Below are 14,171 nucleotides of genomic sequence, written 5' to 3'. Positions count from 1 at the left end.
CGACTATTCACCCTTTGTTAATGTTAACGGCAAATCATTTACCACTAAGTCTTCATAGCTTTCACGTTTAATTGCTAATTGGTGCTCTCCGTTTTCAACGAATACAACTGCCGGTCTTGGAACACGGTTATAGTTTGATGCCATGGAATAACCGTATGCTCCTGTACAGAACATCGCTAAAATATCCCCGGTATGTGCATTTTGTAAAGACGCATCAATAATTAACTTATCTCCTGACTCACATAGCTTACCTGCAACAGTGTATGTACTTGTTTTTGGGTCATTTGCTTTATTGGCAATAATCGCTTCATATTTCGCATCGTAAAGTGCTGGTCGAATATTATCGCTCATTCCGCCATCGACAGCAATATAGTCACGCACATTTGGAACCGTTTTCTGAGAACCGATTGTGTACAGTGATGTACCTGCATCTCCAACTAAAGAACGGCCTGGCTCAATCCAAATTTCCGGCATCGCTAAATTCAGCTTTTTACTTTCATCCTGAACTGTGCGAATCATATCCGCCACGTATTCATGTGGTTCTAAAGGCTTATCTTCTTCTGTATAACGGATTCCGAAGCCACCGCCAAGATTCAGTACTTGTGCAACAAATCCATGCTGTTCTTTCCATGCACCCATTTTTTGCATTACTTTGCCCGCTGCCAAACTAAAGCCTTCTGTTTCAAAAATTTGAGAGCCGATGTGGCAATGTAAACCTAATAGTTCGATATGTTCATCGTTTACTACTTGCTTAAATGCCTCATCAGCTTGTCCATTATTTAAGTCAAAGCCAAATTTAGAATCAGCTTGACCTGTAGTAATAAAATCATGTGTATGTGCTTCAACACCTGGTGTCACACGTAATAAGATTTTCATTTTTTGATTTTTCTGCTGTGCGATTTCTTTAATTAACGAAATTTCATAAAAGTTATCGACTACAATACAACCGATCCCCGTTTCAAACGCCAATTCAAGTTCAGCAATCGATTTATTATTGCCATGGAAATGAATGCGGTCTGCCGGGAAACCAGCTTTAATCGCTGTATAGAGTTCTCCGCCCGATACAACATCCAGCGACAGGTTTTCCTGCGCAGCCAATTGATATGCAGCAACACAGGCGAATGCTTTTGAAGCATAGGCAACTTGTGCTTTTACACCTAATTGCTCAAATGTATCGATGAAGCCGCGTGAACGTTTACGAATCAGTGCTGTATCATAAACGAATAACGGTGTTCCGTATTGTTTTGCTAACTCAATTGTATCTACTCCGCCAATTGTTAAATGACCGAGTTCATTAATTTGCTGTGTTCCATATAAATGCATCGTATTCTCCCCTGACTTTAGCTAATCCTCGCTAATATTCTCAAAAATCACAAAATATTATATGAGAACTTTAACATAGGTGTCAAAGTGATGCAATTCATGTTTATACACGTTTTCGCTTTTTTGCGTTCACTATAAATGGTCTTGGCGCATCCTCCGACATTGGTGTCCGAATAATGACACGTGCAAACGCCTTTGGGAAAAACGGAACAAGAGGCCATAAATACGGAACATTCATCGGCTTTAATGAGCATAAGTACGTAAAAATCAGGAACCCGCCAATAAAGAATCCATTGATACCAAATAACGCCGTCGCACTTAATAACATCAAACGGAATACCTTCACCGAAATACTCAATTCGTAGTTCGGAATAGCAAACGTAAAAATTGCGGTGATTGCTGTATATAATACAATTTCACTCGAAAATAATCCAACGTCGATTGCAATTTGTCCGATGATAATACCGGCGATTAAACCCATTGCAGTCGATAACGGTGTCGGTGTATGAATCGCAGCGATCCGCAAATATTCAATTCCTATATCGGCAATCAATATTTGCAGAAATATAGGAATTTCACCTTTTTCATTTATCCCGATAAACGCTAACTTATCGGGGAGTAGTTCCGGATGTGTAACGAGTAAATACCAGAAAGGAAGTAATAGAAAGCTTAAAATGACCGCTCCAAAACGAAGGAACCGCATCATCGTCCCGACTAGCGGTGCCTGTCGATATTCTTCCGCATGCTGAAGCAAATGGAACATTGTTACAGGGACGAGCATGACGGAAGGTGATGTATCAACCATAATTGCAATATGTCCTTCTAAAATATGCGCGGCTACAATATCGGGTCGCTCCGTATAACGCACAAAAGGCAACGGGTGATATTTCTGTTTAAACAGCCATTCCTCCAGCGATTTGTCACTCATCGTTAACCCATCATGCCTAATTTGCTGAAGTCGTTCAACAAGCCAACTAAGATGCTTATCATTGACTAAATCACTCATATAGGAAAGAACGACATCTGTTTGACTATAGGTCGTTACATGGTGCATTTGAAATCGCAGCTTTTCACTTCGAATTCGTCGACGAACTAATGCCGTGTTCAAAATAATATTTTCGGCAAAACCATCGCGCGAACCACGAATAACCTTTTCATTATCCGGCTCTTCCGGATTCCGACCAGGATAATTTCGGAATTCCGCCAAATAACAATAACCGCTCTTCGTTACAAAGCCTACCCGGCCACTTAATACGCCGAGCATAAAGTCATCAATCGATTTCGCTAAATCTACCCCATAATAATTGAAGTGGGCGTGAAAATAGTCCTGTTCATCCAGAATTTCTTCTTCCTCATTGTCACGCTGTAATTCCGAAAGAATTTCTGTCAAACTGTCTCCATTTACGAGCCCGCTCACATATACCGTTAATGTCGGCAAATTTTTGATCATAATTTCTTTAATACATAAATCAAAATTTTTATCTGGTTCAAATTGTGAATTAAAAAATCCTTCTGCAATTTTCATTGATGTAAAAAGCTGATTTGTCATTTTTTCACCGCTTATTCATTTTTAGTCTAATACACCATGGAGTAATTGCGGGTCACTTAACTTATCTGCTTAATGTAGACTGATCCATCCATGATTTCAACTGAGCTAGTATTTTCTTTTCCAATCGTGATACTTGTACTTGTGAAATACCGAGACGATCAGCAATTTCCGTTTGCGTTAAATCCAAGTAATAGCGGAAATAAATGATTGACTGTTCCCGTTTTCCAAGTCTCTTCAACATGTCTTTCAATGGAACATAATCAAATGCAAGCTCAGACTTATCGTCCCGCATCTGATCCATTAACGTTATGGAATCTCCATCATTTTCAAATAGCTGATCATGCAAACTCGCCGGATCACGCATCGCATCAGTTGCCAATAAAATATCTTCTTGTGACACTTGCAATATTTCAGCCAATTGTGCAACAGATGGAGGTTTTTCATTCGTTTTTAAATAGTCATCTGTCGCATGGCGAATTTTATAATTCAACTCTCGGATAGAACGACTAACCTTTACCATACCGTCATCTCTTAAAAAACGTTGAATCTCCCCAATAATCATTGGCACTGCATATGTGGAAAATTTCACTTCATAGGACAAGTCGAATTTATCAACCGATTTCATTAAGCCAATACAGCCAATTTGAAACAAATCTTCCAGTTCAACACCCCTTGATGCAAAGCGTTGAACGATAGACCAAACAAGTCTAGTATTTCCTTCAATCATCGTTTTTCTCGCAACTTGATCGCCTTGTTGTGATTTTGCGATTAGTTCACGCATATAAGCTTGCGTTAATAACGTTTCAGATGACTGCTCGATGTTCCCCATCCCCTTATTTCGTTATGTCACGAGTGTCCCTATTGGCAAAATTTGTTTTGTGAATGTTACGACTGTACCTTTTCCTAGTACGGATTCTACTTGCAGGAAATCCGAAAAACTTTCCATAATTGTAAAGCCCATTCCGGAACGCTCTAGATCCGGCTTTGTTGTAAATAATGGCTCACGTGCCTGTTCAATATCTTCAATTCCGCAACCTTCATCTTTAATTGTCACACTTACTTCCGAACCGTAACGAACCGCATAAACCGTAATAATGCCATGCGGATTATCGGCATAACCATGGATGATGGCATTCGATACAGCTTCTGATACGATTGTTTTACATTCCGATAGCTCTTCAATTGTCGGATCGAGTTGTGCCATAAAGCTTGTAACGGCAATACGTGCCAACCCTTCATTTTCACTGCGCGCCAAAAAAGTTAGCGTCATTTCGTTATCCATTGACAATCCCCCTCGCTGTGTGAAATAACTTGCTGTTCAGATGCAAATTGTATAAGATTTCCTAAACCGGAATACTGGAATATTTTCTGCATCGTTTTTGACGGATTTAACAAAATTGTTTGTCCATCGACAGCTCGGAGTTCTCGCATTCTCCCAAGCACTAAACCAATTCCGGAACTGTCCATAAAATGCAAATGCTCTAAATTCCAAACGAGTAATTTTACATTTCCTTGTAAAATAGCTTTCGATATATGTGTTCTCACTTTTTCTGTTTCATGATGATCCAGTTCGCCAAATAGTTGGACAATCAATACATCATTTGGATACATCGTTAAATTAAAGTTCACCTACATCGCCTCCTTCTTGCATGCAAATTCGGCAAGTTCAGAAATTATCCTATCTAACTGACAAAACTAGTGCTCATTCGTTAAAAGTAGTGCTCCTGCGACAACTAAATTCAGTATAGGTAGCGCGTTCTATTTTTAATCATTTCAAACATGAAAAAAGAGACTGAACAGAAAGTTTTTAGCTTTCCATTCAGTCTCTTATTATTTGTGCTTTTTCATTATTTTATACACGCTATATTGTTGCTTCGGTCAATTTCTTCTGTACAAGCAATTGCTGCTCTGGCAGGGGCACTCCATTAGACAGCAACCGGCATTCCTCTAACTCATAATGAGTGCATCCAATACATTTATTTAGCTGGATATACTGGAATGCTGCTGAAATCGCCTCATTTGTCGTATGATAAAAATGTTCTTCTTCCATTAAATTATACAATCCGCTTCGTTTAAGCATTTGCTCTAATCCTGGCTGAACATTTGTTAAGAAAACGATTCCGCCAGATGCCTTTATATTTTGAAGGATATTGCGGAAATATTCTTCCCCTGTCGAATCGATATACGGCACTTTTCGCATACGGAGGATAAATACTTTCGGATTTTCCTGTATCGTCTTCAGCATCGTCTGTTCAAACTTTTCGGCAGCGCCAAAGAAAAGAGGACCTTCTATTGTATATATACTGATTTGTGGACACTCATGTAAATCCGCTACGACGAGAGGCTGCACCTTTCCATTGTCGTTCTTCAAGTTCGGCAGCACTTTGGAAACAGTAAGGCTATCGCTCATACTTTTCGCAAAAAGAATCACCGCCAAAATAAGTCCGGCCATTACGGCAACCGTTAAACTCATAAATACTGTCAATAAAAAGGTAATACATAGTACAAGCGAATCACCGGATTTTAATTTCAATATGTGTACGAAATGGTGTCGTTCGCTCATATTCCAGGCGACCATCATGAGGACAGGCGCTAAACTCGCAAGTGGAATATGTACCGCTAATGGTGCGAGCAACAATAGTGTGATTAAAACGAAGATCCCATGGATTACCCCTGACAATGGCGACACGGCACCGGATTTAATATTCGTAGCTGTTCGGGCAATGGCCCCGGTAGCAGGTATCCCTCCAAAAAACGGTGTAACAATATTGGCAACCCCCTGCCCGATCAATTCCCGGTTACTGTTATGTTTGCTGTTCGTCATCCCATCTGCAACAACCGCTGATAACAGTGATTCAATCCCACCGAGCATTGCAATAACAAATGCTGGTCCGATAAGCATGTAAATACGTTCAAATGTAACTTCCGGTATGTGGAATTGTGGCAGTGTATTCGGTATTGCACCATACGTGGAGCCAATTGTTGCAACATGCCCCTGTAAAAAAAGAACCGTCACAACGGATGACACAATAATTCCTATAAGAGCACCCGGTACTTTCGGTAAAACTTTCGGTGCCATAAGTATCAATGCGAAACTTACCATTGCAACAAGTAAACTATAAAAATTAACGGTATCAATATTGGAAGCGATTTCATAAACGTTCATATGGAACTTCTCATGCTGCTCCATATTCGTTAATCCTAAAAAATTTCCGATTTGTCCAGTAAAAATAATGACGGCAATTCCGGCAGTAAAACCGACAGTAACCGGTCTCGGGATAAATTTAATCAGTGAACCCAACTTAAAAATCCCCATCAGCAACAGCATAATCCCTGCCATCAAACCTGCGATGAGCAAGTTTTCATACCCGTAAACGAGTACAATCCCAAGCAAAATCGGAACGAACGCACCTGTCGGACCGCCGATCTGAAATTTTGAACCCCCTAGTAAGGAAATTAAAATCCCTGCGATAATTGCTGTGTAAATTCCATATTCCGGTTTGACCCCAGAAGCTATAGCAAAACTCATCGCTAACGGTACAGCAATAATCCCGACAATCGTTCCAGATAACAGATCCTTTTTGAAATGGGCAAATGAATAGCCTTCAAACCTTCCATACCACTTAACTCTCATAGTATCCCTTCTTCTTATAAATATTCATAAAGCAGAATTTTTATTACCTTAAGCAGTAATACAACTCTTAGTTTAACATATTTGTAGAATATTTAAAGGACAAAAAAGTCTTCCACAATCCATCCCGGACTGTGAAAGACTCAAAATTTTTGTTATTGTGTAATAATTGCTTCGATTAATTTTGGAGCTTCGACTTTTTCTGCAGAAATGAATATATGTGCATAAATCTTTTCCAATACTGCGTCGACATTTTCTGTATTAGCATGAATTGTCATAAGCGATTCGCCTTCTTTGACTTCATCGCCTACTTTTTTATGTAGGACAAGTCCTACCGCTAAGTCAATTTCAGATTCTTTCGTAGCTCGACCTGCGCCAAGAAGCATTGCAGCTGTTCCGATATCATCCGCTTCAATTTTTGAAATATAGCCCGCCTGTTTCGCCGGCACATCAAATTTGAATTTAGCCTGAGGTAAACGAGATGGGTCATCAACGACTGAAGCATCCCCACCTTGAGCAGTGATGAATTTTTTCAGTACTTCCAATGCTGCTCCGGTTGCAACAACTTCTTCCAACATTTTTCGAGCTTCTTCGATTGTTTTTGCTTTTCCGCCAACAACAACCATTTGAGAGCCTAATGTATAGCAAAGTTCATTTAAATCAGCTGGACCTTTACCTTTTAATGTATCGATTGCTTCCTGAACTTCAAGGGCATTTCCGATTGCATATCCTAAAGGTTGACTCATATCTGAAATAATCGCCATTGTTTTACGACCAACGCTGTTTCCGATTTTCACCATCGCTTCAGCCAATTTAATTGAATCTTCAACTGTTTTCATAAATGCGCCGTCACCAGTTTTAACATCGAGGACAATCGCATCTGCACCTGCAGCAATTTTCTTCGACATGATTGAACCGGCAATTAGCGGAATGCTTGAAACTGTTCCTGTAACGTCACGTAGCGCATAAAGCTTTTTATCTGCTGGTGTTAAGTTGCCTGATTGACCAATAACAGCCATTCCGATATCATTTACCTGTTTTGAAAACTCTTCACTTGATAACTCAACGTGGAAACCTTCAATTGCCTCAAGCTTATCGATCGTACCGCCTGTATGACCTAAACCGCGACCACTCATTTTTGCTACCGGAACACCGACAGCTGCTACCATTGCAGTTAATGGTAATGTCGTTGTATCGCCAACTCCGCCTGTTGAATGCTTGTCTACTTTTACACCAGCAATTGAAGAAAGGTCTATTTGATCACCAGACTCAACCATTGCCATTGTTAAATCCGCGCGTTCGCGATCTGTCATATCCTGAAAGTAAATAGCCATACATAACGCACTTGCCTGATAATCAGGAATCGTGCCATCCGTATATCCTTCTACAAAGAAGCGAATTTCAGCAGTTGTCAACTCTTCGCCGTTACGTTTTTTTTCAATAATATCTACCATTCTCATGTGGAAAATCCTCCTTATTTCAGCTCTGCTAAAAAGCTTTTTCCGAACTGCGGTGCCGCAATATTAAAATTATCTGCAATTGTTGCTGCAATATCCGCAAATGTTTCACGTAACTCTAATTCTGCCCCAGCTGTAAAGCGCGGTGAGTAAACAATTAATGGTACGTATTCACGTGTATGGTCTGTACCAGGGAATGTCGGGTCGTTCCCGTGATCTGCCGTAATAATCAGCAAATCATCTGCTGACAAAGCATCCAGAACTTCCGGTAAACGACGGTCAAATTCTTCCAATGCTTGACCATAGCCAATTGGATCACGTCGGTGTCCAAAATTCGCATCGAAGTCCACTAGGTTCAAGAAGCTAATGCCATGGAAATCACGACGAACAACTTCCGCCATCTTATCCATACCGTCCGTGTTGTCTTTCGTACGGATCGCTTCTGTTACCCCGTCACCATTAAAGATGTCCGAGATTTTACCGATTGCAATGACATCAAGATTCGAGTCCTTCATTTCAGCCATTGTTGTGCGTCCAAATGGCGTTAATGCATAGTCATGACGGTTTGATGTACGCGTAAAATTGCCTGGTTGGCCAACGAATGGACGGGCAATGACACGACCTACTAAAAATTCAGCATCCAACGTTAGTTCACGTGCAATTTCACAAATTTTATAAAGTTCTTCTACTGGAATAATTTCTTCATGTGCTGCAATTTGCATAACCGGGTCTGCCGATGTATACACAATAATTGCACCTGTTTCCATATGTTCCGGACCGTAATCGTCAATGACAGCGGTTCCACTGTACGGTAAATTACAAAGCACTTTGCGGCCAGTTGCAGCTTCCAACTTAGAAATCAGTTCTTCAGGAAAGCCTTCAGGATATACTTTAAACGGCGTATCGATGTTAAGCCCCATAATCTCCCAGTGACCCGTCATTGTATCTTTACCAACAGATGCTTCTTGCATCATGCCGTAAAATGCAGCCGGTTCTTCAGTCTTATTAATCCCTTTAAGTTCACGAATATTCGATAAACCCAATTTCTCCATATTCGGCATATTTAAGCCATTCATTTTTTCTGCGATATGTCCTAATGTATTTGAGCCAGCATCGCCAAATTTATCGGCATCCGGTGCTTCACCGATACCAACAGAGTCCATTACAATTACATGTATTTTTTTAAACGGTTGCATAATGCTTTCAACTCCTCTTCTTTCATTCTATTTTACATAAAACGTCTAAATAAAGTAAAGGTCAGACATCCGATTTCAGAAAGAATTATTTTTAATAGAAAAAAGTAAGCTTCCCATTAGTCTTACGCGTTTATGCCGTTTTTAAGCACGCGGATGGAATTGTTTATATACTTCCGATAAACGAGTTTTGCTTACATGTGTATAAATCTGGGTCGTCGATATATCTGCGTGTCCTAAAAGCTCCTGTACTGCACGTAGATCTGCCCCGTTTTCTATCAGATGTGTCGCAAAGGAATGACGCAGAACATGCGGTGTAATCTCTTTGGAAATACCTGCTGTTGCTGCATGCTCTTTAATGATCTTCCAGCAGCCTTGTCTTGTGAATCTTTTCCCTCTCTGTGTAATGAAAAACGCATCATTTTTTAATGCATCACCTAAAAGCTGAGGCCGCGCCTGTTCCAAATAATTGATACATGCCTGAATCGCACTTCGACCGAGTGGAATAATCCGCTCTTTACCGCCTTTACCAAACACACGGACAAAGCCCATCGTCAAATGAACATCCTCCAAGTTCAGGTCAATCAGTTCACTTATACGCATACCGGAACCATACATCATTTCCAAAATCGCTATATCCCGCGTGCCCTGTGGTTTTTCAACGGACGGTGCTGTCAAAAGTGCATCAATCTCTTCTATTGATAATACTTTTGGTAAGGACAGTTCTTTTTTAGGCATTTCCAAATGAACGGTAGGATCTTGATTTGTCACCTTTTCCCTCAATAAAAACTGATGAAAGGAGCGAATCGATGAAATTTGTCTTGAAATCGTCTTCGATGACTTCCCTACAGAACGTAAGCTGTCCAAATAAAGCAAAATATGTTCGCGCATAACGTTATCAAATTCCATAATCTGCTGTTCATAATGGATGTGACGGGCATATGCGACTAAATCACGCTTATAGGATTGTAGTGTATTATCAGAAAGCTGCCGTTCCACTTTAATAAAATGTAGATAATCTTCTATTGAATCTTTTAAAGCTTGCATAAAAATCGCCCCTCTTGCATTCTATACATCTATATTACCATTTTCGTACAATTGAAGTGTTGTTTTATCCTTCGATGATCCATTCTTTCAACAAAACACACTGTTCATATGTAATAGCTTCCATTTACAAAATGTACTATTTGCGGTATTCTTGAAAGTAAAACGTGACAGATAGAGGTGATAATTTGGGATCGACAAACTAAAAATCGGAGAGCTTGCTGCAGCAACAGGTGTAACAAAACGAACTATTGATTATTATACGAATTTGGGCCTTCTAAAAGTTGAACGTTCGGCATCCAATTATCGCTATTATGATAAAGAGATGATTGAGCGTATACACTGGATTGAAGAGCAGAAGAAGCTTGGCAAATGCCTTGAAGAGATTCACAGCTTACTTGGCCCTTCTAAAGAAGAACCCGAAGAAATTGATATTCAGGATATTCGATTGCAAATGCGTAAGCTTGAACATGATGTAACGGTATTAATGGAGCATTTAGATGACAAAGAGCGGCAGAAGCTTCGAAAAAAAGTGTCGCCTGAAAGTGTTGCACTCATGCAATCACTATTATTAATTTTAAATAACTAGGAGGTGAACGTTCTACTTCGTGAGTAGGACGCTCGTTTGACCACAATCATTAACTTAATTATTTTCTCGGTTTTAATCGCTTTTACTGCCTTTTTCGTTGCAACGGAATTTGCGATCGTAAAAGTACGTCAATCCCGTATTGACCAACTTGTAGCTGAAGGTAAAGCCGGTTCCATTTCAGCTAAAAATGTAACAACCCACCTTGATGAATATTTATCGGCCTGTCAATTAGGTATTACGGTAACAGCACTAGGAATCGGTATGGTCGGTGAATCCACATTTGAGTTTATACTTCACCCACTGTTCGAATCGATCGGAATTGGCACAGAATATATTCATTGGTTTACATTAGGTGGCGCATTCTTTTTAGCGACATTCTTCCACGTAGTAGTAGGTGAACTTGCACCTAAAACGATTGCTATTCAAAGAGCAGAAGCTATTACACTGGCATTCGCAAAGCCTATTCAATTATTCTATAAGCTTATGTTCCCTTTAATCTGGCTATTAAATGGTTCTGCACGTTTATTATTAAAATTGTTCGGTATGCGACCAGCGAGCGAACATGAACTCTCACATACTGAAGAGGAATTGCGCCTGCTTCTATCGGAGAGCTACAAATCCGGCGAGATTAATGTCAATGAATTAAAATATGTAAACAATGTGTTTGAATTCGACGATAAAATCGCACGTGAAATTATGGTTCCCCGAACAGATATTATCGGTTTCGATGTAACTGCAACATTCGAGGAAGTGTTAACACAAGTTTCAGAGGAACGCTATACCCGCTACCCGGTTTACAATGGGGACCGCGATAATATATTAGGTTTTTTAAATATTAAAGATTTTTTAACACTTGGTATGAATAACAGGATTGACCCGGTAACATTTAAGCTTGAAGACTTCATCAATCCAGTTATCCATACAATTGAAACAACGCCTATTCAAAGTTTACTTCAGATTATGCAGAAAAAACGTATTCACATTGCCATTTTGCTCGATGAATACGGTGGTACGAGCGGCATGATTACCGTTGAAGATATATTGGAAGAACTTGTTGGTGAAATCCGTGATGAGTTTGACGATGATGAAGTTTCAGATATTCGGAAAATCGGTGAAGACCATTATTTAGTCTACTCGAAAGTATTGCTTGAAGATATTTCTAAATTGCTCTTTCTGGACATCGAAGACGCAAATGTAGATACAATCGGCGGCTGGTACTTCACAAACATGCCTGACCTGAATATTGAAGATACATTTATATTTGAAAACTATGCATTTAAGATCCATGAAATTGATGGTCATCAGCTACAATTTTTAGAGATCAAAAAAGTGCATGATCTTATTGAACAGTAACCTGTATACAAGATAATTTTCATCTGTATGCACATTCTCCTGAAAGTTTAATACGACAGTATGAATCTCGTAACGTTTTAATTGTAAGAGCTTCGGGAATACAATAAGTATTCATACAAAAGGAGAGTGTATATATATGGCAATTATCAAATCAGTAGAAAACGGTGTGCAAGCAAAATCAGTAATCGAATCATTTATTACCGAGGGCTATGATCGCGATCATATTCATGTTTTCGCAAACAGCAACAAGCGTGCAGAAGACATTGCAGACTTTTTCAATGTGGATGCAAGCAAAACGCCTGAAACAACGGAAGATGACAAAGGATTCCTGGCATCAATCAAAAACTTCTTCCAAAGTACTCCTGAAGATCTGCATCACCAGCTTGCTGATATTGGTGTAGGCGAAAGTGAACATGCATCAGCAAAGAATGATCTGGATGCCGGTAAGGTCCTGATTGTTGCCCATCATCCTGGGAAATAAATAAAAATATTAAAAGAGGTTGGGACTTAACCCAGAAATGCCATTTTTCTCTGAGAGAAAAATGGCATTTTTTTGCTGAGCGTTAAAAATTGATTTCCATTCCGGGACGCTTTCCGCGGGCGTGAGGCCAACAGGATGTTGGTCACAAAAGCGTTGCCACAGGACGTGGCGTTCTTAGCTTTTGTTCCTAGTCTCAGGCGTCACGCTATTCCCGCAGGAGTCGCCCTTCATTCCAAACAATTTTATAAAATATCCGTTTTTTAATAAGGTTTTTCTCCTTAGTTAATGAAATTTCTTCTTCTGTCTCAACCTCTTTTTTACTGTCTGCTGAGAACTAATTGGATTTCTCTTGTCTATTCCACGAACGAGCCAGTGAACATAGAATTCTTCAATTCTATTTTTACACACAAAAAAAGAACAGCTATATACACTGCTCTTTTTTTGATTATAGATTATGCATCGCTGTCTCCAGAGTTGTCATTATTGTCATGACAACGCCAGCAGATGCCATGGAATGTCAGACGGTGATCTTTGATAATAAAGTTCCAACGTTTCTCCACAATTTCTTCTACATCTTCTAGTAAATCTTCTTGAATTTCATCTACTGCGCCACATTCGATACAAACTAAATGATGATGGAAATGCTTCGCGCCCTCTTGACGTAAATCATAACGGGATACACCATCACCAAAATTAATTTTATCGACAATTTTCAGCTCTGTTAAAAGCTCCAGTGTACGGTATACAGTAGCTAGTCCAATCTCTGGTGCCTTTTCTTTTACTAATAAGTAAACATCCTCAGCACTTAAATGATCTTCCTCATGCTCCAATAAAACCGCTACTGTTGCTTCTCGCTGTGGCGTCAGCTTATAGCTCGCACTATGCAGTTGCTTTTTAATTCGATCAATACGGCTCTCCATATGTGACGCCCTCCTAAACTCTTTTCATTATACCAAATGAGTAAATCTCATTACAAGATAATGATTATTTAAATAAATAAGTAATTGCTAAATATTCGACTGCAAAAACAATTATCATCACCACTATAAGGAAAATTACCTTTTTCCATGGCATCACCGTTTTCAATGCTCGTCTATTCGTAGTTTTAGTTGTTATTTGGTAAAGCATAATTAACAATACACAATATATTAACTGAAACGGAAACCACCAAAATGCATAGAGTTTAATAGATTCATGCTGTACGAGTAAATAGACCGAGCTAAAGCCTAAAAATGTTACTTTAATCGCAATAAAAATAAGGCCGATACGCGGCAAATATTTATGTGTCGAAAAGAATAATACAATACTTAAGGCAACTATGAAAGGAACTACACTCCAAAGCAATTCAGGTTTTTCCATTTGGAGCAGTCTACGATCACTATATTTAATAATTTGCTGCACTTGTCCAATATCGAATAACTGATAACATACCACACCACAAATGAAACATACGACAATCATCGAAGTATATTGAATATATAGATATTTACGCATTTGGACGCCTCCTTGTCCATACAACTTATGCACATAAATTGTCCTTATGCGTAAACA

At 39.4% G+C, this 14,171-nt stretch carries 14 protein-coding genes; 3 read left to right on the top strand and 11 right to left on the bottom strand.

Annotated elements, in window-relative coordinates; translation table 11 throughout:
* Positions 1-3: 3 nt before the first annotated feature.
* The 9 genes from lysA to xerD form a co-directional block, all read right to left on the bottom strand.
* Entirely contained in the window at positions 4-1,323 is a 1,320-nt protein-coding gene (gene lysA, locus MKY07_RS06050; protein WP_014824349.1) for a diaminopimelate decarboxylase, read from the bottom strand.
* Between the two features lie 103 nt (positions 1,324-1,426).
* Complete coding sequence (locus tag MKY07_RS06045) at positions 1,427-2,872, bottom strand: spore germination protein (RefSeq protein WP_087618244.1); 1,446 nt, start codon at positions 2,870-2,872, stop codon at positions 1,427-1,429.
* 61 nt (positions 2,873-2,933) lie between these two features.
* Complete coding sequence (locus MKY07_RS06040) at positions 2,934-3,701, bottom strand: SigF/SigG family RNA polymerase sporulation sigma factor (protein ID WP_008408085.1); 768 nt, start codon at positions 3,699-3,701, stop codon at positions 2,934-2,936.
* 12 nt (positions 3,702-3,713) lie between these two features.
* Positions 3,714-4,154 carry an anti-sigma F factor gene (spoIIAB, locus tag MKY07_RS06035; RefSeq protein ID WP_008408084.1) on the bottom strand — a complete coding sequence of 147 codons (441 nt, stop codon included), beginning with the start codon at positions 4,152-4,154 and terminating at the stop codon, positions 3,714-3,716.
* Positions 4,139-4,501 (bottom strand): anti-sigma F factor antagonist, encoded by a 363-nt coding sequence (spoIIAA, locus tag MKY07_RS06030; RefSeq protein WP_008408083.1) that lies wholly within the window; start codon positions 4,499-4,501, stop codon positions 4,139-4,141. Before spoIIAA ends, spoIIAB begins: the two co-directional genes overlap by 16 nt.
* 232 nt (positions 4,502-4,733) lie before the next feature.
* Positions 4,734-6,506 carry a sulfate permease gene (sulP, locus tag MKY07_RS06025; protein ID WP_339264078.1) on the bottom strand — a complete coding sequence of 591 codons (1,773 nt, stop codon included), beginning with the start codon at positions 6,504-6,506 and terminating at the stop codon, positions 4,734-4,736.
* Between the two features lie 152 nt (positions 6,507-6,658).
* Entirely contained in the window at positions 6,659-7,963 is a 1,305-nt protein-coding gene (locus tag MKY07_RS06020; protein WP_339264077.1) for a pyrimidine-nucleoside phosphorylase, read from the bottom strand.
* 14 nt (positions 7,964-7,977) lie between these two features.
* Entirely contained in the window at positions 7,978-9,156 is a 1,179-nt protein-coding gene (gene deoB / locus MKY07_RS06015; RefSeq protein ID WP_014824351.1) for a phosphopentomutase, read from the bottom strand.
* A 141-nt stretch (positions 9,157-9,297) separates the two neighbouring features.
* Complete coding sequence (xerD, locus tag MKY07_RS06010; RefSeq protein WP_014824352.1) at positions 9,298-10,200, bottom strand: site-specific tyrosine recombinase XerD; 903 nt, start codon at positions 10,198-10,200, stop codon at positions 9,298-9,300.
* Between the two features lie 190 nt (positions 10,201-10,390).
* Here xerD and MKY07_RS06005 point away from each other — a divergent pair, with 190 nt between their 5' ends.
* From MKY07_RS06005 to MKY07_RS05995, 3 genes are all read left to right on the top strand, one after another.
* A complete protein-coding gene (locus MKY07_RS06005) occupies positions 10,391-10,786 on the top strand; it encodes a MerR family transcriptional regulator (RefSeq protein WP_306460343.1) in 396 nt (131 codons plus the stop codon).
* 36 nt (positions 10,787-10,822) lie between these two features.
* Complete coding sequence (locus MKY07_RS06000; RefSeq protein WP_339264075.1) at positions 10,823-12,139, top strand: hemolysin family protein; 1,317 nt, start codon at positions 10,823-10,825, stop codon at positions 12,137-12,139.
* A 136-nt stretch (positions 12,140-12,275) separates the two neighbouring features.
* A complete protein-coding gene (locus MKY07_RS05995) occupies positions 12,276-12,620 on the top strand; it encodes a general stress protein (RefSeq protein WP_008408074.1) in 345 nt (114 codons plus the stop codon).
* A gap of 452 nt (positions 12,621-13,072) precedes the next feature.
* Here the strand turns inward: MKY07_RS05995 and MKY07_RS05990 are convergent, their stop codons facing one another.
* Together MKY07_RS05990 and MKY07_RS05985 are read right to left on the bottom strand one after the other, a co-directional pair.
* A complete protein-coding gene (locus MKY07_RS05990; RefSeq protein ID WP_008408071.1) occupies positions 13,073-13,540 on the bottom strand; it encodes a Fur family transcriptional regulator in 468 nt (155 codons plus the stop codon).
* 64 nt (positions 13,541-13,604) lie between these two features.
* Complete coding sequence (locus MKY07_RS05985) at positions 13,605-14,114, bottom strand: hypothetical protein (RefSeq protein WP_008408069.1); 510 nt, start codon at positions 14,112-14,114, stop codon at positions 13,605-13,607.
* Between the last annotated feature and the right edge of the window lie 57 nt (positions 14,115-14,171).

It is taken from the genome of Solibacillus sp. FSL W7-1472 (assembly GCF_037969775.1).
GTDB classification, from domain to species: Bacteria; Bacillota; Bacilli; order Bacillales_A; family Planococcaceae; genus Solibacillus; species Solibacillus silvestris.
Note: the sequence above shows the minus strand (reverse complement) of the source record. Positions and strands in the feature narration are given on the sequence as shown.

Bases quoted from the DNA above. Each gene is read 5' to 3' on its own strand.
- spoIIAB (WP_008408084.1), bottom strand. From the start codon at position 4,154: ATGGATAACGAAATGACGCTAACTTTTTTGGCGCGCAGTGAAAATGAA.
- MKY07_RS05985 (WP_008408069.1), bottom strand. From the start codon at position 14,114: ATGCGTAAATATCTATATATTCAATATACTTCGATGATTGTCGTATGT.
- sulP (WP_339264078.1), bottom strand. From the start codon at position 6,506: ATGAGAGTTAAGTGGTATGGAAGGTTTGAAGGCTATTCATTTGCCCAT.
- deoB (WP_014824351.1), bottom strand. From the start codon at position 9,156: ATGCAACCGTTTAAAAAAATACATGTAATTGTAATGGACTCTGTTGGT.
- lysA (WP_014824349.1), bottom strand. From the start codon at position 1,323: ATGCATTTATATGGAACACAGCAAATTAATGAACTCGGTCATTTAACA.
- MKY07_RS06040 (WP_008408085.1), bottom strand. From the start codon at position 3,701: ATGGGGAACATCGAGCAGTCATCTGAAACGTTATTAACGCAAGCTTAT.
- MKY07_RS05990 (WP_008408071.1), bottom strand. From the start codon at position 13,540: ATGGAGAGCCGTATTGATCGAATTAAAAAGCAACTGCATAGTGCGAGC.
- MKY07_RS06020 (WP_339264077.1), bottom strand. From the start codon at position 7,963: ATGAGAATGGTAGATATTATTGAAAAAAAACGTAACGGCGAAGAGTTG.
- MKY07_RS06045 (WP_087618244.1), bottom strand. From the start codon at position 2,872: ATGACAAATCAGCTTTTTACATCAATGAAAATTGCAGAAGGATTTTTT.
- MKY07_RS05995 (WP_008408074.1), top strand. From the start codon at position 12,276: ATGGCAATTATCAAATCAGTAGAAAACGGTGTGCAAGCAAAATCAGTA.
- xerD (WP_014824352.1), bottom strand. From the start codon at position 10,200: ATGCAAGCTTTAAAAGATTCAATAGAAGATTATCTACATTTTATTAAA.